Raw genomic sequence first — 23,123 nt, 5'->3', positions numbered from 1 at the left:
ATGAATGGTATTTGTACCCTAGCCAATGATTATGTTTTCGATCAACTGGTGGCTTTACTCAACAGTATTGATGTAATTTTGGGTAAAGAAACTCCAGTTTGTATCTATCCTTTTGACGATCGCACACAGCGAATTGCTGAGGAAATAGCTAAACGTCCTAATGTATTTATTTACGACGATCGCGAATCAATTGAGCGCTGGGATCAATTTATGCTCTCAGCAGCACCAGAACGATTGAATCGCAGTAAATTCCGTCTTTATGGCGCTCATCGTCGTTTTTGTGCTTTTGATGGGCCTTTCGATAAATTTATTTATTTAGATGCAGACACCTTGGTGATGAATTCACTTGATTCGGTGTTTGAAAAACTAGATACTCATGATTTTGTGGTCTATGATTTCCAATTCAAAGACGTTAGTAAAATCTACAATGTTAATTCTCCAAAATTGCTAGAAGTTTTTGAACAAAAACGTATTGATTCAGAAATATTTTGTTCTGGCTTTTATGGTTCAAAACGGGGGATATTTGATTCAACGCAAAGAAATTGGCTGATATCCAATTTACAAAACGGTGAAGCAGAGATTTTGTATGAAGGTGCTGGCGAACAGCCACTGATTAATTACATGGTGATGAGGTCTAAGCTTTCTACTTATAACTTTGCTCGCGAACTACCAGATAACCTAAAAACAGGATGTTCTGCAACCTCAAAACACTTTGAAGAACGAGAATATATTTTATATGACAAAAGCAATCGGCTAACTTACATTCATTATATTGGTATTCCTCCTAATCTCACCCAAGCGGTCTGTGCTGGAGAAAATATTGACTTTGCTTATCGAGATTTATTTCTTCATTATCGTTATTTACACGAACCGGAAAAGCGTCCAGTATTTACAACTCCTCCAAAGAATTATAATGACGCTCCCACACCAAATTTATTCACAAGAGCTTTGCAAAAACTTAAGTTAATCAAGCAAGGATAATTTATGAGCAGGGGAATTTATATTGTTGCTAATGACCGGGTAATCGATAATGCGATCGCTTTACTCAATAGTATTCGTTACTATGACCCAGAAGTAACAATTTATCTCATACCTTTTAATGAAAATTATCACAAGGTAGCAGAGCAACTTGCTACCTTACACAATGTGCAAATTTTCCCAGATTTAGAATTAATTGAGAAATTTACCCAACGCATCGGTGAAATTTTTGATCGAGATTTTCTCGCCTTACCAAATAAAATGCGTAAATTGGTGGCGTGGTTTGGCCCTTTAGATGAGTTTATTTATATTGATACAGATATTGTCGTTTTTGAAAAAATTGCTGACAATTTAGACAAACTTGCAGAAATCGATTTCTTCTGTTGTGATTATCACTACGCCAATGACAAGCTGCGAAATGTTTTTTCGCCATTGGTGAAAGAACAGCAAATCTTTTCAGATGCTCAACTTGAAGATGTTTTCAACAGCGGTTTTTGGGCTTCTAAAAAAGGAACAATTACCGAACAACAGATGGATGAAACTTTGCGCGAATGTGCAGCGCATCGGGAATATTTTGATTTTTCCGAAGGAGTGACAGACCAACCAATTTTAAATTATTTAGTTCTCAAGCTAATTGCCAAACGTGGTAATCTCGTCAAAATTCCTGGAGGTGGACCTGGTAGTTGGGCGGGTTCGCGAAATTTCCAACAGCAAGATTACGCGCTCTATGACCGAGGACAACGACTAAAATATCTGCATTGGGCTGGGACACGGATTAAAGCTGGTAGTCCTTATTGGGAATTGTGGGAACACTATCGTTATCTTCACGAAGGTAAATTTGCCTTTATTCCAAAATTAACTCGCCGTTTGTTTCCCTTTGTCGCTACTCGCACTTAATATTAGGAGTACCCCCAATGATTGATGGTATTTATACCCTAGCCAATGATGTAGTATACGACCAACTAGTTGCTTTGCTCAACAGTATAGAAGCTAATGCAGGTAGAAAAATTCCTGTTTGTGTCATTCCATACAATGAGCGACTAGACAAAGTGAAGGCAGAGATAGCAACTAGAGATAATGTCACCTTATTTGATGATTATGCTTCAATAGCCCGCTGGGAAGAATTTGGTACTCGTATCTGGAAAGCTCATCCAAGAGCATTAAAACTCTGGAGAGAATATGGCTTATCTGAGAATTTTCGTATAGAAAGACATAGAAAACTTTGTTGTCTAGATGGGCCATTTGACAAGTTTATCTTCTTTGATGGAGATACCCTCCTGATGAAACCACTAGATGATGTTTATGAGAAATTAGATCGATATGATTGGATTACGAATGACTTTCAATATAAATCAGATTTGAAGTACATTTTTGATTGGACAGAAGATAAACTCCAAGGAATTTTTACCCAAGAAAATATTAGCGATCGCATTTTTTGTTCTGGTTGGTTTGCTTCTAAAAAGAATATTTTTGATGATGCTACTTTAGCAAATCTCTTAGCAAGTTTAGAAGCAGGTGAAGCCGATGCCCTAGCATGGGCAGATTCCGACCAAACAGTTCTTAATTATTTAGTTTTAAAAAGTGGAATTTCTTACTATAACTACGCCAATTATGAAGGTGCTACGGGTTGCCATTGGGCTTCTAAATTTAATGTTGTAGATAATATTCTTTACGCCCAAGAAACACCCATAACATATCTCCACTATATGAGTGTATCTTCGTCAGATTTTACGCGCCTTTGTGCAGGTGAAGACGTTGATATTCCTTACCGCGACGTTTTCTTATATTATCGCTATTTAAAATCACCTGAAAAACGCCCTCAAACCTTTACGCGCCCCAGCCAATTAACACTTTTACAAAAATCTACTACCAGTTTTATTCAGCAAAAAATCAACAATCTTAAGCTAAACTACCGCAATTTCAAAGATAGAATTACTAAATCTTGAAACAAGGACTTTTGCGCTTCGTGCTGACGCATCGCGGCACAATTGTTTTTACATTGTCCATAAATGAATTTATTGGCTCTGTATCCCTTTTGTCTTCAGTCAGCTGTAGACCTTGTATCACAGCGTACACCTGAATCTAAGCCACAGCGATATCTGTTTCTACGTCTAAGGACATAAGTTTGTTTAATGTTGACATATTAATGAGATATTAAATTGAAAAACTAATTCAGGTAGAAACTTATGGCAACCGAGCAAGAGCTTCAATCTCTTTTTAATACCTTAGATCGCGACCAAGATGGCAAAGTTTCCATTAATGATCTTTTTTTAAGTCCTGGCTTAAGTGCAATCGTCTCATCAGAAACAAATACCAGTAGCCCACAGGAGTTACTAGTACAGTATGATTCAGACGAAGACGGTAGTATTACCTTTGAAGAGTTAAAGGAAGCAGTTAAGAAAGCAAGTAATTTAACCTAGCAGTCAAAAAACCCCATACCCAATACCCAAAATCCCTCTCTAGCCCGCGCTAAGAGGGATTTGCTCTAGGTCATTGGTGACTCGCTAGCCCTTCAGGATGACCTTGGAGGTGAAACTACAAAAATTTTTAAGGGCGCGAAGCTTTGCGCCCCTACCTTGTACTTCAATAGAACGGGGAATGCTATAAGCCTTCTACATCATCCTTCGGCATCTAAATCTAGAGATTGCATTCCTTCGCGTTCGACAAAGGTGAGCATACTTCCCAACTGTAACCACACTAATAAACAAGTCAGCAGACTAATTGGTAAACCAACTCCTAAAGCTAGCAAGGTAGGAAAACCAAATATTTCTAAGCCTGAAGACATAAATAAACAAACACCAGCAGTTATGCCGAGAAATGGCACGAATAATTGTTTCAATGAAGAACGCGGTTTACCATTTTCTGTAGGTTCGCTCGACCATTTCTCTACAATTACTTTCAATGTCCCAGATAATGCGATACCAGATGTTAAGGCTGCGAGAAAGCCAACAAGTAACAGAAAATAAGGTGGTTGCAAGGGGAAATAGTACATGGAAACTCCTGGTTGAGATTAAAAAGAAGAATTCAGAATTCAGGAATTTGAATTTTGAATTTTGAATTTTGAATTCCCCACAGGGGTTGACTGGTTTCCAACAAAAGACCCAAGGAATGTAGCTTTTGGTAAAATTGCAGCTGCGCCTTCTCTGGATAGTTCTGTTAAAATCCCGATCGCTACATTTAATATACGATTCGGTTTTAAGTCGTCTTTAACCAGGTTCCACAATCGTTGGACTTCTTCGGTATGCAGGCGGTCATCTTCAGTAAGAGCAATGACCAACTGTCGCCGGAGAAATTTGCCTTCTTCGGACATCAAATATTGGAATCCCATCTGGGCTGTGGGTACGACATCAAAGTTGCCATCAGTACGAGCGATTTCGATTAAATTTTCTAACCGCTGCCACTGGAATTTACCATCTTTAAATAGCACGTTCAATAGTCGTCGCCGCAATGCTGGCGATTCTCCCGTCAGCAATCGCCGTGCTATATATGGATAACCCACCTCAACGATTTTAAAATTCGGGTTGAGGCTCAGGGCAATACCTTCTTGAGTTACCAGTGAACGAATAATTAAAGCAAACTTCGCCGGCACTCGGAAAGGATATTCATACATCAGTTCCGAAAATTCATCGGTGATAGTTTTGAAGTTAAAATCACTGACGTTTTTACCGATGGCGTTTCCCAATACTGCTTCTAATGCAGGTACAATCGGGCAAATATTTGTGTCTGGAGTCAAAAAGCCCAATTTTACAAAGTCTTCGGCTAAATCAATGTAGTCTTTATTCACCAAATGCACTAGCGCATCTACTAGCGTTTCTTTGGTGGTTTCTTCCAACTGATCCATCATCCCAAAGTCTATGTAAGCCATCCGACCATCGGGCATGGCAAACAAGTTACCTGGATGGGGGTCTGCATGGAAGAAGCCGTGTTCTAACAACTGTTGCAAACCTGAGGTAACACCAATTTGAATGATGGCTTCTGGGTCTAAACCTGCTTCCCGGATGCGTTGGGTGTCTGTTAGCTTGAAGCCGTTAATCCATTCCAGAGTCAAAACGTGGGTATTGGTGTAACGCCAGAAAATGCTGGGAACTTTTACCTGCGGGTCGTTGTGGAAGTTGATAGCAAATTTTTCGGCGTTGCGACCTTCATTAATATAGTCAATTTCTTCAAACAACTTGGTGCCAAACTCGTCCACAATTAAAGTCAGGTCGTGACCGAGATTCAGCGGTAACCAAGGAGCTAGCCAACTCGCCGCCCAGCGCATCAAATATAAGTCGCGTGTGAGAACAGGGCGTAAGTTGGGGCGTTGCACTTTGACTGCGACTTCTTCCCCAGTGATTAAACGACCACGGTAGACTTGACCCAAGCTAGCCGCAGCTACCGGCGTCGCTGACAGTTCGCTAAAACTTTCCGGAATCGGACGGTCTAGTTCAGTTTCGATAATTTGGTAAGCGATCGCACTATCGAATGGTGGTAACTGGTCTTGCAACTTCACCAGTTCTTCTAAAAAATCTTTGCGTATCAGGTCTGGTCTGGTGGAAAGGGCTTGACCAACTTTAATAAAAGTCGGGCCCAGACCTGTGAGCAGTTTTCGCAGCTGAATAGCTCGTTTTACCTTGTTTTGCTCAACTTGATCTCGCCATTCATCCAACTTTATACTGAGTATAAATCCTGCAAAAGACCAGAGAATTCTCAGCAATCGCCCCCAGGCTAACCAGGGACGGTAACGGTAGTAGCGAGCGATCGCTTCTGCATTGTAGCCTTTTAGCTGAGCAGGTTGATACTGACCCACGGCTTTATTTGCCTCTTCAACTCGGAAATTTACACTTTTGTTACCTTTTCTCCTGACCCGCAAGTTACTTGCATGTACAGAATTAAGATAGTCTTTTATCTAAAACAATTAGAACTTTATCCTTTTCGGATACTGTTCGAGGCAAATTCAGCCTATATTACTGCTTAGATTTGTTTATCTTTTTCTTAATTATACTTTATAAAACTACAACTACTTATCAATCTCTCAGATGATTTTATCTTTTCTTAACTATTCTTTATAAAAATATAAATACTTATCTATATATACAAATTTGAGAACGATCCCAAGGCTTAGTAACTATATTTACTAACAGTTACAGATGGTGACAGTACTATTACAGTCTAAGATTTCATCATTTTAAAATTCAGGTAGCTTCAGCCAAGCTTTTAGCTTTCCCAGAATACTTTTTCGATGATGGTCTTCTAAAACACTCATCCACAGTGAAGTTGATAAAACACTGCCACAAATTATTGCGGTAGTTAGAATTACAGCCCATTCTGAAGTTATTCCTAACAGCAACAGACTTTTCTTGGCTAACCAAGACAAGCCCAAACAGCATACCAGGACACTAGCCCATAAACCAACTACCTGACGTAAATAGATGCCAAAGTTAAGATGCAAACGCACCATTGGTCTGTAGACTCCATACCAATTGTTTGTCAGTATCTGTGCAAACATTGTTGCTATTGCTACCCCAAATAACCCCAAAGGTTTAATCAAAACCCATGTAAATACTAAATTCAGAACACCTGAAGTTAAAGACCAAGGTGCATACTTTTCATCTTCTGTGGCTCGTGAACTTGTTATCAAAATCACATGTTGCGTTTCTAGGGTGACGATAATACAAAAAATCAACAAGACATCAAGACCAACAAAGTTACCCTTACCCAACCACAGTTTGATAAAATCCCCACCTGCCATAATCAAAAAGGCAACTCCCGCAGCCACAATGGACAATCCTATGCGTGCATTCCGTAAAGTCATTCGGTGAATATCTGCTAAATTTCCGGCTTGCCATGCTTGACTAATAAAAACTGCGGAAGAACCTGCAAAAGCAATAGCCGCTTGAGAAATATTAGCTATCAAATTATAAGTAGCTTGATAACTGGGAATATTTTGAGAACCCTTAAAAAGAGCAATAAAATAAGTATCTGTGCGTAAAATTAAAAACGCTCCTAAGTCAGTTAACCACCAGTATAAAGAAGGCTTAAATAGTGCTTTAGCATATTGAATATTCCAATTTCCTTGAAAAAGCAATAAATTCGGAAAACGCCAGCGAATAATTGTGATAAATACTAAACGCTGGAATAAACCAGCAACTACAGAAATTGTTGCTAACGCTAATAATCCACCTCCTAACATAACTGCAACCATGTTGCTAAGTATAATTAAAAAATAGGTTAAGACTGCAATCAAACTATCCCAACCAACATACCCCATACCCGCCAGTAAGCAGTCAAAGTAAGATAACCAAACAGCGATCGCGTAACCAGCGCACATCAATGTCCAAGCCCAAAGTACTTGCTCTTGAGAAATCTCATGTAACTCAATTTGACTGATTAAACCGTAACCCAAAACCCACGCTATCAAGAAAACGGCTACTGCCAACCATTGTAAAATTAACCGACCTGTAACTACTAAATCTCCAATATTTTGCTGAGTTTCATCTGTTAATTCTACTTCTGGATCGAAACCGCTTTTTCCTTTTGCCAACGCTATATGCCGCGTCAAAGTTGGCGTAATTCCTAAAGATAACAGCCATAAAAAAGATTGGCTATTACCTAGTAAATACCATAGTCCTAGTTCCTCTTTTCCCATAAATCGGAAGAGAGTCGGAGTCAAAACTAAGCCTGAAACAATTATCGACACCCGACTTAGCCAAGAAACACTCACTGCAAAAGCAATACGCCGAGAAATTGACATATAAATAATTGGGAATGGGGAGTGGGCAATGGGGAAAGTATTAACTGCTTTTTGCCTTGTGAATTCTGTGCCTAGAGTGATTAGTTAACAAGAAAGAATTCAGAAGTCAGACGATTTTGGATCTTATATTTTGGATTAACTCCTCTAATTAAACATTTTTAGGATAGATTTTCTCTGATTGAATAATTGTTTGTAAAATGACATTGCGGTAGGATAATGCAATAGTGTCCCAGCTAAAACGTGAAGCATTTATAATTGCTTTTTTCTGCCAATCTCCACTCAAGACTTTGGCAATAGCAGCAGCATAATTTTCTATATCTGTGACATCGCATAAAATTCCAGCATCTCCAACCATATAGCGACGCATTTCATCGTCTGTGGTAACTATTGGTAAACCACTAGCCATTGCTTCTAAATAAGAAAGCGCACATGGTTCATTAATCGAAGGTAAAGTGAATGCATTTACACTGCGATAAACTTTGGGCATTTGATTACTGGGAAAGATTTTGATGGCAAAGCGATCGCTTCCCAACAACCGATCGCCTAAGGATTGAAAGTATGCTCGATCTATGCCATCTCCACAAATGAGAAGACTAACTTTTGGTAACGAAGCTACAGCCTTGATTGCGAGTTCAACTCGCTTGTGACTGTGACGATTGAGAGAAGCTACACACAAAACTAGAGGTTTGTTTAAACCCAAGTCTATATGTTCTCCTTGTGGTGTAAAGCGATTGGTATCTACACCGTTAGGAATGATAGTAGTAGGTTGAGAAGGTCGTAAAGTTCGCGCAAAATTAGCCATAGCTTGGGAAAAAACTACGAGATGATCGGGACGAAATCGTAAATTACGTGCAAGCGATCGCCCTTCACCTAACAATCCAGTATGTTCGGTATAAATAATTGGTGTACCAATCAGAGTACGGACAAAAGCTGCCATCGCTAAGCCTCCGTAATCATTGCAGGGAAAAATTAGATCGGCAGGGTGTGTGAGTAGCCTGAATGCACAAGGTAAAAAACTTGTCAAGTGTTCGATGGCAATATCAGAATGGGTAAAAAAACGTTTCAAAAGGGAAGCGATCGCTAAATTATTCAGAATCTGACGTGCCTTTGTGCGTCCGATACCACCAGCTGGATAGTAAAACTGACTACAGCGATCGCCAGCTAATAATTCCACATCAAAGTAAGTGCTGAGGCGATCGGCAAGTTCTATGGCAAAAATCTCAGAGCCACCACTCCAGTTAACTCCCGCACTCGGATGCACTAAAACCACTCGATAGGATCGTTGATGTCGTGCTGTCATCTGGGCATAATTATCAGTATCAATCAAGCGCTGAATCATAAAAAGTTCATTTAAATACAGAGTTATCCCTACTCCCCAGTCCCCAAATTAAGATTTGGCCGATCCCAATTCCAAGTAGCAACTGCAAACAGAGTCCACCAATAGAAAAAGAACGTTGTGTGACTCCAAATATTCTCAGTAATCATGCCGACAACCACAGCTGCAAGGATAGCTAACAATACCCGACACAAATCTCGCTGAGCTTTAGTAGAAAAAGTGCGCCCAAGTAACTCAATTAAATGTGTAGCTTGAATACCAACAAAGAATAAAAAAGCTAAAAGCCCAAGGATTCCGCCTTCTGCTAACGCCCGGACATAATCATTGTGGGCGTAGTTATTGTAAATAGTTAAATAGCGGCTAGTCGCTAGACCATAACCTAAAACAGGCGACTGCTCCCAAGCCTGTATGAGTAAAGACCACTGAGCAAGCCGCCAATTAAAACTATTACCGTCTCCATGTGACAACAAAATTGCCCGCGATATATCTAAATCTGGATTTAACAACGGTGTTTGAGTTAAGGAAGTCAGGCGTTGTTGTCCAAACTCGCTACTACCAAATAACGCTATAACTAGCGCAAATAAAAATGCTCCACCAATCAGATTAATCAGGCTCAATCTTGGCGCAATCAAAACCAAAATTAAAGTACCTAGCATCATCAAGCTAAACAAAGTTTTAGTATTCACATAGAACAAGCCGAGTACAACAAGCAATATTAGCCAAGGCCAACGGCGCTGGGACTGATTAAGTTTCCAATAAGTCAAACCAATGAACAGCAACAAAAAAGTCGCAAAGGTATTAGCCAGACCAAGTGTGCCATTAATTCGAGAAATCTCTCCAGAGATTGGGTCTTTAGTAGCTTGGAGTACGCTTGGTAGTAGCGAAGTGGGAACAAGCATCTGCATTGTTGCTGCTGTCAGGGGTAAGATGAGAGCGAAAAATAATGCAGAAATAATCTTTTGCGGATGTAGTCGGTCTTGCAGTTGCATCACCAGTAAGTAGACCATCAGCCAAGAAAAAAGACGCACCCACTCACGGATGCTGTCTATGAAAGCAGCAGCATCTAACCCCTGTTCTTCCAAAGGTATGAGTATGACTCCTAAGCCCTGGAGAGCTACCCAAATTACAAAGAACCACCAAAACTTATCAGTACGTACTATCCGGCCAGTTAGTAATGAGACTGCGACATAAAGTAAAGTTAGGACATCCACACCAATGGCGAATAGAGAAGGGATTTGCTGAGCAGAGAAAGGATCGAGGGCACTACGCAAGATTAACAGTCCCAGTACGGTTTGCTCGAATCTGGCAAAGAACAAGAAAACTACCCCTATTGCGCTCACCACCAACCCCAGATAAACAGGCGCAAATGCTGTGAGTACCCCAATTCCCACACCTGCTAGCCCAATCTTCGGTATCATGGAGCGTTGATTAGTCAATATCTTCATACCATTTCACAAAATACCTGATACAGATATATAGATATCGGTAGGGGCGTACAGGTGTACGCCCTTACAGCCGATTTACATAGCAGATTTGAAGTTGATGAAGTAGACAACCATTCAAAGCCACGAAGAAAGCGTATTTTGCTTCTGAATTCTGCTGTATATCATCACTTCGACCTCGAACCGTTTGCAGAATTGACGGTATCCCTTGAAGGAGTTGAATGTTTCAAAGGACGTGATAAATAGCGGTAAGACTTTTCAGTTTGAGCTGTCATCCCATTGACTACGACTCCGAGAATTGGTATTCGATTTTGTGTAAGTTCTGATACTGCTTTCTTCAGGAAATCTTTAAGGGTAAAGCTGGGACGGGTAATCAGCAAAATACCATTGGTATAGCGTCCTAAGGTAGCTGCATCAGCGCTGACACTCAGCGGTGGAGTATCTATGATTACAAAATCATAATTTGCTGTAGCATCTGCTATTAGCGACTTCATCGCCTTAGACTCTAGTAACTGTGAGGGGCGTGGGTGTAGTTCACCACAAGTCAGCACCGAAAGATTTTCACTATCTCTAATTTGCACAGTGTCTATTAACGATCGCTGTTTAGCGATCGCATCGCTAATTCCCGGTTTGGCTGGTAAGTTAAACAACTTGTGCTGCATCGGACGATGTAAGTCGGCATCTATAATTAAAGTTCGCCGAGATAACATTGCACAAACAGCCGCTAAGTGCGAGACTACTACTGATTTCCCTTCCCCAGATTTAGTACTAGTAATCACAATACTCCGCAATTTTTTAGAACTGCGAAACTCTAGGGTCTTGAGCAACATCCGATAAGGTTCGACCAAAGCAATATCGTTTAAAAATCCTTCTGCTGATTCCAGGTTGAGGGCTTTGGTAGGTAGGGATGGTAATGTTCCTAACGTAGGAATTTTTGTCAGTATTTCCTCTGTTTCGGAAGTATCATGTATGGTATTATCGGTGGCTTCTAGAAGCAACACCACACCAACAGCTAAGACACTTCCCACCACAATAGCTAGTGCCAATACTAGATAAGGTTTGGGATAGCTGGGAGAAGTGGGTGGTTTAGCCTCTTCGATAATTCGCATATTGCCAACTAATTGGGCCTCAGCAATCCGCGCTTCTTCGAGTTTGCTTTGTAACAAGTTTAAGGATGCGGCTGCTTCTTCTCGTTGGCGAGTAAGTATAGTCAGAGGTTGTTGTTGCATTGGCAGTTGTGCTAAACGAGCCTGGAGATTAGCTCTTAAAGACTGAACGACTTTGAGCTTATTTTCCACTGCCAAGCGTTCAATCTCATTCCCAATCAGTTCCGCAGTCAGATCCTGACTCAGAGGATCGGATGCCACATGATTTGCAGAAATAGCTCGAGATCCAGGGGAAAGACTAGCTAATTCCCGATTGTACAAGGCATTCAGAGCTTGTTGCTGTTGCAGGAGCAATATCAAACTTGGATGGTTTTCTGTGAAACGTAACCGCGTAGTAGCTATCTGCGTTTGTAAATCTGCCAACTTAGCGCGTAACTTCTGGAGTTGTTCATCTTGACCACCCCGTATGGATGCATAAGCATTGCCAAGGGTTCTAGTAGTAGTAATTTCCCGTAGGGATGCATCACGCGATCGCGTTTCTTGGAGTTGGATAGCTAAAGTCCCCTCCTCATCTTCTAGAGTGGCTAAACTATCAACTAAACTTTTGCTTTGGTCGGCAAAAGAGATCAGACCAGTGGCTTGTTTATATTTGTTTTCCACAGCCTCTGCTTGTTGCAACCGCTGACGGGCCAAAGGAACCTCTGTTTCCAAAAATTTCCTGACATTTGCAGCTTCTTTGCGGATTTGTTCGGCACTTTCGTCAACCAATGTTTGGGAAACAGCATTGACGAGTTTAGCAGCGAGAATTGGGTCTTGGGCTTGATAGCTGATAGCCAAGATATTCGTCGCTGGGACAATTTTGACTCGCAAACCTTTACTGAATTTCTTAGTTGTCAACTTCCTTGGAGAAGCAGGAAAAACCTTAGCCAGCGATCGCTCCAAGATAGGTACTGATTTGACTAATTCTGCTTGCTCAGCCAATGGACTAGGGCCGCCAGGTACACCCACAGCTACCTGTGTTAAGTCACGTCCCAACTCAGAAACACTCACCCGTTTATCATCCAATATCAATCGTGCTGATGCTTGATACAAACTTGGAGCCAAAACTAAATAAGCTACCGCTCCACCAATTACAGCAACAAACGTCGCCAAAGCCGGCCAACTTCGTCGCTTCAAAACCACTACCAAGGATGAAATGCTTTTCTCCATTACATATACCTTTGTGTAATTGGGCATAGGGCATAGGCCATTGGGAATGCTGAGTTAGTAGTTAAGGCAATTTCCCTCATCCCCGCGTCCCGCTGTCTCCCCCTCCCCGTGTCCCCGCGTCACTCATCACCCTTGACAAATTACTAGGCTCCGATACCCCTACTGGCTCAGGCGAATTCAGAATTGTTGTGTATAGTTTTAAGGTTTCAGAAGTAATGCGATCCCAACCATAGTTCAGCTGTACGTGTCTTTGTGCATTTTGAGCCATTACCGCCATTTCAGTCAGATGATTAATCGCCCAGTCTAGGGAATTTATACAAGAGTCTAGGTTTCCAGATCTAAAAAGCATCCCCCGATTACCATCAATCAATTGCTGGTGGGGCGGAATGTTACTTGCTAGGACTGGTATACCTTCCTGCATCGCCTCTAACATTGCCAAAGGTAGTCCCTCCACCTCAGAAGGAAGGACGAATAACCCCGCCCCCCGCACAATTTCCCAAAGACGAGTTCTTTGGAGTTCACCCGCAAATACGATATCTCGATGATTGGCAACCTTTTCTAATAGCTTGGCACTGAAGGATTTAGTATCGCTGACACCTCCAGCCAGAACTAGTTTCCATCCAGCTGGTTTCAATGCACAAAAAGCATCAATGAGCAAGTCAGGACGCTTTTCTGGTACGAGTCTGCCTAAAAACAGAATGTAGCGCCCTGGTGTCAAACCCAAAGAAGTAGCGTAGGAAAATTTGGGGTCTGAGGCACCGTAGCTTGCGGGAGCGCTAGGGATGTAGACTGTCTCTCGATTATAGGTTTCTAGAAAGTAGGATTTAAGGTCTTTTGACACTACAACTAGCCCTTGGGCAAAGCGCACAGCTGCTTTTTCGCCCAAAAGAATTAGCTGACTAGAAAAATTACCCCACTTGGCGCGTTGCCAGTCTAAGCCGTGACAGGTAACTACAACCTTTGTAGAATTAGCAATTCTGGGTAAACAACTAAATAGAGATGGGCCTAAAGCCTGAAAATGAACAATATCATATTGCTGACCACATGCAGCGATCGCTCCTAGTGCCGAGGTCACAAAAGCATCAACCCCACGCAAACCCCAACTGGGTAAAGAGATGACTCGCACACCCCAAAAGTCATAATGGTCAAACCAAGGATAATTGATGTTAGAAGATCGAGCGAATAAATCAACACAATGTCCTTGTTCGATTATGCGAGGATACACTTCTGCACAATAATGCTCAATTCCTCCTTGTTTGGGAGGTAAACCTTTCACACCAATGACGGCTATTTTCATGACAATCAGTTATTTTCTCAAAAATGTTTGCTCAAGTCCTAACAATTTGAAAAATGATTGCAATATATTGCAACATATGGATTTTTGAAACCCAAATACACCAAGGCGATCCTCAATCCAAAATCCAAAATGCTATCATCAACTAACCGAATGGCCTGCTAACTTCCAACGACTTAGCATTTTGCTGTAGACATCTTCGATAACAGTACGAGCGCTATAAGGTTGTGCAGTTGCCACACAGGAGGTAGTCGGATAATTTTCAGGATGCAGTATTACTTGGCGTAAGGCATCTGCCACAGACTCTGGTGTACGTTGTTGACAAACAACACCATTGTCAGCAGCTAACAATTTTGGAGTTTCACCACATCTAGTGGTGACTACTGGTGTCCCACTAGCCAGTGCTTCCAAAACTACCAAAGGTAGACCTTCGTAAGCACTGCATAAGACAAAAACATCGCATATCCGATGTAAGTTTGCCAGTTCCTCTATACCAATTGCCCCGAACATTGTCACCCGACCAGATAATCCCAAGCGAGCAATTTCCCTATGTATTTCTGTTGCTAACTCTCCATCACCTACTATCAGTAAATGAGTCTGTGGTTGATTTAGAGCCGCGAACCCACGGACTAACAGGAGCGGATCTTTTTGCGGATGCAAACGACCCGCAAATAAAATAAAACGTGTTTCTTCATTCAAACTCAACTTGATAGCTAGTTCGCGCCGAGAAGCTTGCCGTTGTAAATGACTTAAAGGATAAAAAATTTCCCCATCAAAGGAATTTTTGATGTATGCAACGCGATTTTGCAAGTCAGGATAGCGCTGTTGATAAAATTGAGTTGCATCAGAATTGCATGAAAGAATTTGACTAAATTGGCGAACTAGTAAACTTTCCAAAGCAAAATACGCAGCAGGAAATCTTCGCCACAGAATCGCCTTTTTTTCACCGACAGCTTGCATCTGTGTGTGAATATCATTATGGATAAACAAAGTTTTTTCTCCCTGCCAATTCCAAGCTGCTAAGCTTGGTTCTAGCCGATGAAAGTGCATAAAATCTGAAGACAAAGAACGTCCTAAAAGGGCAGCCGTATACTTGAGTGTGGTGGGAATCAGGCTTCTGACATTATCATTTTTCAAGGAAAACAAAGGTAAAAAACTAATTTCTCTATCTGCGATTTCTGCTGCTTGCCATTTTTGATTAGGCTGAAATTTATCATCTCCTGTTCCTACAAGCCGCACCTCAAATTCTCTGGGTGCATATTTAATAAAAATTTTGATTAACGTCTGAATTCCTCCAATACTGCTGTTCCAAGGATTAAATTGATAAAAAATTGTCAGAACTGGTTTACGCATGAAGTCAACCCAACATAACTTACATGTAAACACTCAGATATATTTCCACATTCAATAATGTGAATTAGAGTAGCAAAATAGCTCTCAAACCTTTGTACAATAACCTTTGTTAGCTGATCCCCACAGATGCTTGAACGTCGTCAAACATCTAAATTTCCAAGAGGTTCGGCTTAACCCAATCGACTATGTTCCCCGTTGGGGTTGACGAAAAGGGCTTGTAGTCAGATATCGCACGTTTTACAGCCAAAAAAGCTAATTTATCGAGAATTTTCTCAATATAATATCTCAATTGACACTAGATGTGCATTTTGAATTTAGGAATTATTTCTAAATAAACCTTTCAGCTTTGATTCGTTAAACTCACGTTCAACAAAGACAGAGGTAATCTTTGTTGTATCTACATCAGAACTTTATTACCTCTTCAATTTGTTGTATTCCTAAAGGTAGATACTTTAATTGGAAAATAAAATTGTATCAATAATAACTATGAAATAAAATTTTGCAGCCAGATTATCTTGAAAATAGGGACTGGGGACTTGGGGCTGGGAAAGGAATATTTTCCTGCTGTAATTGTGTTATTTGTTACATTAGTGTTGAGCTTGAAAAAAAAAGTAGGGAATGCCTACAGATACGATTAATCTAAAATCTCAAATCCCAAATGGTATTAGCTATTCGGTAATTAATAATTTTTCTAAAAACATTACGAATTACCAAATAGCTACTGCTAATTAGACTTTTTTTGTTACCATCTGATACTACTTAGATTTAGCCTCCAAGTTTTCTAAACGGCTTCTCAATTCCTGATTTTGTTGTTTGAGTTGGTCGAATTCCTCACGTAATTGGCGCAGTGTTTTTTCGGAACCAATATTATTTTGCACCTTGGAAATTTCTTCTTCAGCATAGCGACGCACACGCCCATCAGATGTTTGGTCAGCTAGCGATCGCAAAATTCCAATTGCTTTGGATGTTTCCATTTGTCCTAATGCTGTGGCTACCGACACTTGCGTTAAAAAGAAGGTTTCTTTGGCTAGTTCTGTTAATCTTTCTAAAATCCGTTCCAAATTAACCGGAGTTTGACCAACAGAAATCTGTCCTAAAGCGCGAATTGCAGCTAAACGCAAAGGTTGTGGTATACCAAGTTTCGTGTATTCTATCAGCAGATTTAAAGCTGCTTGGGAGGTTTTGAATTCAGCTAAACCCGCAACTGCACCACTCCGCACGACTTCATTCCAACCCGCCTTTTCTTCTAAAACGGATTTCAGCAGCTTTAATACCTTGTCTTCCTTGGGCTTTTCTTCCAAGTTAGCAGAAGCGATCGCTCCCACCGCACGACAGGCTGCGGCTTCAACATAGTAGCTGGGATCGCCTTTCTGTAGCAGATCTTTGACAGCCTTATAGCTTTCGTTGGTTTTGATTTGAGTAAGTGCTTCCACTACAGCACGCCGCACGTAAGGGTCTCGATCTTTCAAACCCACAACTAAGCCATCAAATGCTTGGTCTAAATTAATTTGTGTTAGTTGTTTCGCCACTTGCAGGCGCACACCCCAAAATGGGTCATTTTTTAATGCCAAAGACAGTGCTTTGGTTGCTTCTAACCCACCTTTTTTTGCTAAAGCTTCTGCTGCATAGATGCGCGAAATTGGGTCGGGATCGAATTCTAACTGCGCTTTTAATTCTGGTAGCGCATACTCCAAAGATACTGTTTTTAGATAATTATTCCCAACATCAAAACTGATATATTGGGGTTTATTTTCTAGGGGAAAGTAGAAACTTTGTTCGCGTTCATTCACGCGCACTGTGAAAGTTTTCAGTTGTGAGTTAGGAGTTTGGAGTTTGGAATTATTTTTAACTCCTAACTCCTCACTCCTCATTTCTTGTTGTTGGGTATAGCCAAAACCAATAGGAATTTTTAAATCAAACAAATCTTTACTGGCTTTTTTACCTTCAGCTGCTTGGGTTTGAGTGACTGTAATTTTTGCCAAATTAGCATCTCCATCCCAAGAGTAAGCTATGTTAAATTCGGGATGACCACCACGATAAACATACTGGTCGAAGAGGAACAAAAGATTACGTCCAGTTGCTTTTTCAATTGCTCTGAGTAAGTCTATTGTTTCTACAGTTTTGTGGGCATTATCTTGGATAAATATTTGGATTGCCTGCCAAAACAAATCATCTCCCAATTGGGCACGAATCATGTGATAGACACAAGATCCTTTTTCGTAGATGTGGCGATCGAAAAGTTCAATCGGTTCCCGGTAAACATGTGTGACCATCGGTCTGCGGTAGCGGCTGCTATCTTCACTGAGGTAGCGACGAGCCTCTAATAAACGATAGTAAGCTGCTTCTTGGAGACTATATTCATGTTCTGTCCACATCACCTCAGAGTAAGAAGCCATCCCTTCCTTAATCCAAGCATGAGACCAATGCTTAATTACCACCAGATCGCCAAACCATTGGTGCGCGAGTTCGTGGACGACCAAACCCTCAGTATTGCGATTATCTAAGGCCGCCCGTTCATCCAGCAAGCATTTATCTGTTAACAGGGTTGTGGAAGTGTTTTCCATTCCCCCAAAGATAAAGTCATCGACACAAACTTGGGCGTATTTGGGAAAAGCATAGGGGTAGCCATACTTTTGGCTCAAAAATTCGATCATCCGAGGAGTTTTGCCCATGCTGCGTTTAGCATCTTCCTCCCGTCCCTTTTCTACGTAGTAGGTGACTGGCTTTCCCTTCCATTCATCGCGGATTTCCGCAAAATCACCTACTGCCAAAGTCATCAAGTAATTAGGATGAACTTGTTGTTGTGACCAGTGGTAGATTTTGTAATCACCATCTTCTGTGGTGCTAATTAGTTCGCCGTTGGAAATCGCCACTAGAGGGTTGGGGACACGAACCCGAATTTCCGAAGTCGAAAGTTGTCCTGGATAATCAAAGCAGGGGAACCAAAAACGAGAGTCTTCGTCTTCTCCTTGAGTCCAGACTTGAGTAGGCTTGTTTGGGTAATGCTTGTCTGGTTGAATAAAGTAAATACCGCGTTGTGGTTTAGTCACCGAATAGGCGATCGCAATCAGCAAGCATTTACCAATCTCAGTGCCTTGAGAAAGTTGAATCGCAAGCTGTTCGCCATCGTAGTCAAAATTTTGTGACACCTCGTCTACTTGCACAGACTCGATATTTAGGTTGACAGCATCCAAAGTCAAACGGTCAATGCCATTACGAATTGGCAATAGGCGAATGCTACAACTGCCCTGACAGCTTTGTCCAGGAATATCTAAGCTCAAATCTAGAAAAATATGCTCTACTTGCCCAGGACGGTCGGGGCTGTAGTGGGGTCTTGCTCCTGGTAACTCAAAAGGTTTGTGTCCATTATTATCTGTATCAAAATAAGACTGCGACATTGATGCTTACTGACCTTGTAATCCTGAAAAGTCTGGCTTGGCTGGATGTTGTTAAGCAAAATAGCGGTGTAGTAAATGTTTTTCCCAAATCAATAGGGCAATATCGGCGTGACGACTGCCTTTCGGGATTCGGCGATTAAAATAAATCTCAGCCGAATTTCCTTTATGTCGCCTACCGATCCTTGGACTTTTGTCCATATTGCCTCCGCATTCACTTTTCTTGATGTTTTGCACTTTTTTGTCATCAAGTCAAGAGTCTCTTGCACCTCGATAAATTTTCATTAAGTACAAATACTCCTCATTATTCTTATAACTTAGGATAGCTTGTCGGTGTTAATTGGGCTATTTTGTTGGAGATGAACAGGATATCATTTGCAGATTCGCTCCTCATCTAGTTGAAGTATTTTTGAGAGTAATTTTAGACCGCTAATTTGTAGGATTACTAATTTTATCAGTAAATACCGACTGGAGTTAAGACTAAATACAGGATTGCTTCACATCGAGCAACTGGAATTACGGCTCAAACTATGACACGCTCAATGAGAAGATTCTTGAGAATAAAGCTTTTTGTCACTAAAATCTAACTTTGGCGATCGCTATTTTCCGTCAAATATCCTCAATCTGCAACTCAAGTTAACTTGTGTTAATTTTAAAGCGATCGCTAATTCTTGCATTGTCACCTTGAATTACTCAAAATTTTGCTAGATCTACTTCACAGCCTCCGGCTCTTTGATTGAGTAATATGCGACTAATGCATAACTTCATATTCAGTTTTAAACATCAGCCAGAGTGGTGAGAGTCTGGCTGATGTTTAATTAAACCTTTAGTGCTTCAATCACGCTTAGAGAAGACTGGGTAGGAACAATCTTGATGAACTGGAATTTTGACTTCTCCATGAGGATGCGATACTCAGCTTCTGTACGTTCGCACCCACCGGGACAAAGCACTAACATCTCTAGGTCAAGCATCTTGCTAAAAGAGGCTTGATTTGCTGATGGAATGACTTGCTCTACAAGTAAAAGTTTTCCATGCTCTGGCATTGCCTGATAACAACACTTAAGAATAGCGATCGCTCTTTCATCATCCCAATCATGAATAACATATTTGAGTATATAAGCATCCCCTCCTGCTGGCACAGATTCAAAAAAGTTACCTGCTATTAGTTGACAGCGGTCTAAAATTCCGGCTTGTTCAATGAGTGATTTTGCTCCTTTAATCGCCTCCGGTTGGTCAAATAAAATTCCCTTCATTTTGGGATAGGCTTTGAGGATGTCGGTTAATAACTTCCCATGTCCGCCACCAACATCTACCAAAGTTTGGACATCAGAAAAGTCGTAATCTAAAACTATCCCTGGGTTTTGAAGGATTGAACTACTAGTCATGGCCTGGTTAAAGTTTTTTCCGGCTTCTGGATTTTGAGCATAGTAATCCAAAAGATTCATCCCATACAAATGCTCAAAAGCACTCTTACCAGTTTGTATGCTGTACATTATTTCACCCCAAGCTCGATACTGTTCCTCACCATTCATAATTACTCTCGCCTTTAGGGAGTCAGGGACATCACTCCGTAAATAATTTCCCAGTGGTGTGAGCGTAAAAAAACTGGGTTCTGTTTCTGCAAAAACTCCCATACTCGCAAGTGCTCGTAAAAGTCGGTAGAGTGAACCCTCGTGAGTTGAAGTTACACTTGCCAAATCCTCAGAACTCCTAGAACCATCCTTTAACAAATCGGCTATCCCTAGCTTGGCGGCTGCATAGATGGACTGGAAGATCCAACTGCCATATCTCATTTGTAGTAACACTATTTCTGGGCAAAAATCACTTGCAAGTTGCGTTTTTGTTGATTCGGACATGACATTTAGCTGAGAATTTTGGCAATTTATATCCTATTAAATCATGCATGTCAAAAGCAACAATTTTCAGCAACTAGAAGGTTCATTTGATATAAGGACAGTTAAGACAGATAAGTAATTTTTAATAATTTTTTTGTAGGAAGACATTCATAATTTCTATTAATAATATGACATTGATAAAACTTTATTAGCTTGTAATTCTGTAATTACAAGTTAATCTGTTAAAGAACATAAACTTACACAAATATTTGTAAATAAATTAAAATATTTGAACACCTGCTGTTAAAGCAACAGCCAAGGTGGTTAGGACATTAACAGAGGAGAAAACTTAGACATCAAAAGATTTTTCACCCAGTCCCCAGTCACTAGTCCCTTGTTATAAAGCAAACTCCGCCTACTGGGTGGACTACTAATAAATCAGTCTTACGTATAATTTGGTATATAAATAAAAAAATATTACTTGTACAGCCAATCAACAACAGTTTTGAGATTTTCAGGCGTACAGCTTATCAAAGAAGGCGCTGCTGAATCCTTTTTTCATGCGTTAGTCTAAACTCCAGTAGCAATGGATGAGCGAAATTATCAATAAATCCGAAAACTCTACAATGACACTTGTATAAATCTCGGTAACAATCTCAGCAAAAGAGGATAGATAACAATAATGCCTGAAAGTAAATCAAAGTTTCTCATTCCTGCTGTTGGTGCCGCCGTAATTATAGTAGGAAGTATTGCGGCTTATACGTATTTAAAAGGCGGCCCATCAGGGGGTAGCTCAGATGCTCTGGGCAGCGCCAAAGTAGTACCTTCAACAGCGATGATGGCTACCTATATTACTACTGACCCTCAAGCCTGGGAAAAGCTACGGCAGTTTGGCACCCCAGAAGCACAAAAGTTAGTGGCCAAAAGTCTGGAAGATTTGAATAAGGAAATGTTCAGTGACAATAACATTTCTTATGAAAAAGACATCAAGCCTTGGGCTGGTGGTGTGATGATTGCTCTGCTACCACCAAATCCTGTGAAACCCGTACAGCTGAATTTGCCCCCTGGTACACGTACTCCACCCACAAATGTACAGCCAGAACCAAATATCTTGTTGGTAGTGGGAATCAAAGACAAAATCAGTGCCTTGAATTTTGCTAACAAATTGAAGTCACAAAAAGGCGTTAAATTCCAGGAATCCGACTATCAAGGCCAAAAAATTATTGAAACTACAGAAAATGGCAAACCTACTTATAGCGTTGTTTTAGATAATAGTCACTTAGTATTAGCCCCCGAAAAACAAGCTGTAGAAAAAGCAATTGACACATTTAAAGGACAGTCCTCCTTTGCCAATAAAGAAGGTGTAAGCACTATTCTCAAAGGAGTGGATGTCAAAAACAGCCTTGCCCAGATTTATGTACCAGACTATGCAGGTATGGTACAGCAATTAGCAGCAGCAAGCCCCCAGGCAACCCAGTTACCCCCGCAAACCTTGGCACAACTAAAGCAGGTGAAATCTGTGGTGGCAGGTGTTGGTGTTGATGATGCAGGAGTGCGAGTCAAAGCGATCGCTAATTTAGATCCTCAACTGATCAAATATCAATATCAATCAACTCCTGGGAATATAGTCGGGCAATTTCCCACTGATACCTTTGCTTTGGTGAGCGGAAACGGCATCAGTCGTGGTTGGGAAACAGTAGTAGAACAGTCAAAAGATTCTCCAGAATTGAAGCAAGCCCTTGAACAAGTGCGCGGACAACTGAAATTTGTCAATATTGACTTAGATAAGGATGTTTTTGGTTGGATGAACGGGGAATTCGCCTTAGCTGCCATACCATCAAATCAAGGAGTGTTAGCGAGTGTTGGTTTTGGAGGTGCTTTAGTATTTGATACCAGCGATCGCAAAACTGCCGAAGCCACGTTAACAAAATTGGATACCCTCGCCAAAACCCAACAAATCAACATCGCTAATAGAAATATCGGTGGTAAAGACGTAACTGAATGGCAAATCCCCCAACAAGGAGCTTTACTAGCACATGGTTGGTTAGACCAAGACACTGTATTTGTAGCTGTTGGGGGCCCCGTTGCTGAGGCGATCGCCAATCGCAAGAGTGAATCTCTTGATAAGAGTGAAGCTTTCAAAGCCGTTACTGGTTCTTTACAAAAACCCAACAGTGGATATTTCTACTTAGATATGGACAAAACTAAAACTTTGCCCGTAATTAATAGTCTCATCTCTGCTGAAGCCAATACCATCCTGAGTTCTATTCGTGGTTTTGGTATCACCGCAACCAGCCCCGATAAATCCACCAGTGAATTAGAGATGCTGTTAGCTCTTAAGCCTGCGAAATAGGGCATTGGAAGAGGACGCGGGGACACGGGGAATAAGAACTGGAGTTTAGACTAAAAGCGATATGAGAGAACGCAAATCAAAAGGAACTT

17 protein-coding genes are annotated in these 23,123 nt (G+C 40.9%); 7 read left to right on the top strand and 10 right to left on the bottom strand.

What is annotated here, in order from left to right; genetic code table 11:
* From ACM0OY_RS18685 to ACM0OY_RS18670, 4 genes are all read left to right on the top strand, one after another.
* The gene (locus tag ACM0OY_RS18685) at positions 1 to 981 is read left to right on the top strand and encodes an Npun_R2821/Npun_R2822 family protein (protein WP_414570346.1); all 981 of its coding nucleotides are present in this window, start codon (positions 1 to 3) and stop codon (positions 979 to 981) included.
* Positions 982 to 984: 3 nt separating this feature from the next.
* The gene (locus ACM0OY_RS18680) at positions 985 to 1,875 is read left to right on the top strand and encodes an Npun_R2821/Npun_R2822 family protein (protein ID WP_414570345.1); all 891 of its coding nucleotides are present in this window, start codon (positions 985 to 987) and stop codon (positions 1,873 to 1,875) included.
* A 17-nt stretch (positions 1,876 to 1,892) separates the two neighbouring features.
* Positions 1,893 to 2,924, top strand: a complete 1,032-nt coding sequence (locus ACM0OY_RS18675) for an Npun_R2821/Npun_R2822 family protein (protein WP_414570344.1) — start codon at positions 1,893 to 1,895, stop codon at positions 2,922 to 2,924.
* A 240-nt stretch (positions 2,925 to 3,164) separates the two neighbouring features.
* On the top strand, positions 3,165 to 3,398 hold the full coding sequence (locus tag ACM0OY_RS18670; protein WP_414570343.1) for an EF-hand domain-containing protein: 234 nt from the start codon (positions 3,165 to 3,167) through the stop codon (positions 3,396 to 3,398).
* A 197-nt stretch (positions 3,399 to 3,595) separates the two neighbouring features.
* Here ACM0OY_RS18670 and ACM0OY_RS18665 read toward each other — a convergent pair whose 3' ends face one another.
* The 9 genes from ACM0OY_RS18665 to ACM0OY_RS18625 all read right to left on the bottom strand — a co-directional run bounded on the left by ACM0OY_RS18665 (position 3,596) and on the right by ACM0OY_RS18625 (position 18,849).
* Positions 3,596 to 3,970, bottom strand: a complete 375-nt coding sequence (locus ACM0OY_RS18665) for a hypothetical protein (protein ID WP_414570342.1) — start codon at positions 3,968 to 3,970, stop codon at positions 3,596 to 3,598.
* Positions 3,971 to 4,009: 39 nt separating this feature from the next.
* Complete coding sequence (locus ACM0OY_RS18660) at positions 4,010 to 5,767, bottom strand: ABC1 kinase family protein (protein WP_414570341.1); 1,758 nt, start codon at positions 5,765 to 5,767, stop codon at positions 4,010 to 4,012.
* A 378-nt stretch (positions 5,768 to 6,145) separates the two neighbouring features.
* On the bottom strand, positions 6,146 to 7,711 hold the full coding sequence (locus ACM0OY_RS18655; protein WP_414570340.1) for a lipopolysaccharide biosynthesis protein: 1,566 nt from the start codon (positions 7,709 to 7,711) through the stop codon (positions 6,146 to 6,148).
* Between the two features lie 148 nt (positions 7,712 to 7,859).
* Positions 7,860 to 9,050: a glycosyltransferase gene (locus ACM0OY_RS18650; RefSeq protein WP_414570339.1), complete on the bottom strand. Its 1,191-nt coding sequence runs from the start codon at positions 9,048 to 9,050 to the stop codon at positions 7,860 to 7,862.
* Between the two features lie 29 nt (positions 9,051 to 9,079).
* Positions 9,080 to 10,486, bottom strand: coding sequence for an O-antigen ligase family protein (locus tag ACM0OY_RS18645; protein WP_414570396.1), 1,407 nt, complete (start codon positions 10,484 to 10,486; stop codon positions 9,080 to 9,082).
* 170 nt (positions 10,487 to 10,656) lie between these two features.
* Entirely contained in the window at positions 10,657 to 12,804 is a 2,148-nt protein-coding gene (locus tag ACM0OY_RS18640; RefSeq protein WP_414570338.1) for a GumC family protein, read from the bottom strand.
* A 76-nt stretch (positions 12,805 to 12,880) separates the two neighbouring features.
* Positions 12,881 to 14,101, bottom strand: a complete 1,221-nt coding sequence (locus ACM0OY_RS18635; protein WP_414570337.1) for a glycosyltransferase family 4 protein — start codon at positions 14,099 to 14,101, stop codon at positions 12,881 to 12,883.
* A 138-nt stretch (positions 14,102 to 14,239) separates the two neighbouring features.
* Complete coding sequence (locus ACM0OY_RS18630) at positions 14,240 to 15,451, bottom strand: glycosyltransferase (protein WP_414570336.1); 1,212 nt, start codon at positions 15,449 to 15,451, stop codon at positions 14,240 to 14,242.
* 755 nt (positions 15,452 to 16,206) lie between these two features.
* Positions 16,207 to 18,849, bottom strand: coding sequence for a M1 family aminopeptidase (locus ACM0OY_RS18625; RefSeq protein WP_414570335.1), 2,643 nt, complete (start codon positions 18,847 to 18,849; stop codon positions 16,207 to 16,209).
* 2 nt (positions 18,850 to 18,851) lie between these two features.
* Between ACM0OY_RS18625 and ACM0OY_RS18620 the strand changes: the two genes are divergently transcribed.
* Positions 18,852 to 18,989 carry a hypothetical protein gene (locus ACM0OY_RS18620; RefSeq protein ID WP_414570334.1) on the top strand — a complete coding sequence of 46 codons (138 nt, stop codon included), beginning with the start codon at positions 18,852 to 18,854 and terminating at the stop codon, positions 18,987 to 18,989.
* 427 nt (positions 18,990 to 19,416) lie between these two features.
* Positions 19,417 to 19,554, top strand: a complete 138-nt coding sequence (locus ACM0OY_RS18615; RefSeq protein ID WP_414570333.1) for a hypothetical protein — start codon at positions 19,417 to 19,419, stop codon at positions 19,552 to 19,554.
* 110 nt (positions 19,555 to 19,664) lie between these two features.
* Here ACM0OY_RS18615 and ACM0OY_RS18610 read toward each other — a convergent pair whose 3' ends face one another.
* Complete coding sequence (locus ACM0OY_RS18610; RefSeq protein ID WP_414570332.1) at positions 19,665 to 20,702, bottom strand: methyltransferase; 1,038 nt, start codon at positions 20,700 to 20,702, stop codon at positions 19,665 to 19,667.
* 661 nt (positions 20,703 to 21,363) lie between these two features.
* Here ACM0OY_RS18610 and ACM0OY_RS18605 point away from each other — a divergent pair.
* Positions 21,364 to 23,034 (top strand): DUF3352 domain-containing protein, encoded by a 1,671-nt coding sequence (locus ACM0OY_RS18605; protein ID WP_414570331.1) that lies wholly within the window; start codon positions 21,364 to 21,366, stop codon positions 23,032 to 23,034.
* Positions 23,035 to 23,123 lie beyond the last annotated feature (89 nt).

The organism is Nostoc sp. CCY 9925, from assembly GCF_963920935.1.
Lineage (GTDB): Bacteria > Cyanobacteriota > Cyanobacteriia > Cyanobacteriales > Nostocaceae > Nostoc.
This window is presented reverse-complemented; position numbering and strand designations above follow the sequence as displayed.

What these genes read in the sequence shown, in the direction of transcription:
- ACM0OY_RS18685 (WP_414570346.1), top strand. Translation starts at nt 1, where the DNA reads ATGAATGGTATTTGTACCCTAGCCAATGATTATGTTTTCGATCAACTG.
- ACM0OY_RS18680 (WP_414570345.1), top strand. Translation starts at nt 985, where the DNA reads ATGAGCAGGGGAATTTATATTGTTGCTAATGACCGGGTAATCGATAAT.
- ACM0OY_RS18675 (WP_414570344.1), top strand. Translation starts at nt 1,893, where the DNA reads ATGATTGATGGTATTTATACCCTAGCCAATGATGTAGTATACGACCAA.
- ACM0OY_RS18670 (WP_414570343.1), top strand. Translation starts at nt 3,165, where the DNA reads ATGGCAACCGAGCAAGAGCTTCAATCTCTTTTTAATACCTTAGATCGC.
- ACM0OY_RS18665 (WP_414570342.1), bottom strand. Translation starts at nt 3,970, where the DNA reads ATGTACTATTTCCCCTTGCAACCACCTTATTTTCTGTTACTTGTTGGC.
- ACM0OY_RS18655 (WP_414570340.1), bottom strand. Translation starts at nt 7,711, where the DNA reads ATGTCAATTTCTCGGCGTATTGCTTTTGCAGTGAGTGTTTCTTGGCTA.
- ACM0OY_RS18650 (WP_414570339.1), bottom strand. Translation starts at nt 9,050, where the DNA reads ATGATTCAGCGCTTGATTGATACTGATAATTATGCCCAGATGACAGCA.
- ACM0OY_RS18640 (WP_414570338.1), bottom strand. Translation starts at nt 12,804, where the DNA reads ATGGAGAAAAGCATTTCATCCTTGGTAGTGGTTTTGAAGCGACGAAGT.
- ACM0OY_RS18635 (WP_414570337.1), bottom strand. Translation starts at nt 14,101, where the DNA reads ATGAAAATAGCCGTCATTGGTGTGAAAGGTTTACCTCCCAAACAAGGA.
- ACM0OY_RS18630 (WP_414570336.1), bottom strand. Translation starts at nt 15,451, where the DNA reads ATGCGTAAACCAGTTCTGACAATTTTTTATCAATTTAATCCTTGGAAC.
- ACM0OY_RS18625 (WP_414570335.1), bottom strand. Translation starts at nt 18,849, where the DNA reads ATGTCGCAGTCTTATTTTGATACAGATAATAATGGACACAAACCTTTT.
- ACM0OY_RS18620 (WP_414570334.1), top strand. Translation starts at nt 18,852, where the DNA reads ATGCTTACTGACCTTGTAATCCTGAAAAGTCTGGCTTGGCTGGATGTT.
- ACM0OY_RS18610 (WP_414570332.1), bottom strand. Translation starts at nt 20,702, where the DNA reads ATGTCCGAATCAACAAAAACGCAACTTGCAAGTGATTTTTGCCCAGAA.
- ACM0OY_RS18605 (WP_414570331.1), top strand. Translation starts at nt 21,364, where the DNA reads ATGCCTGAAAGTAAATCAAAGTTTCTCATTCCTGCTGTTGGTGCCGCC.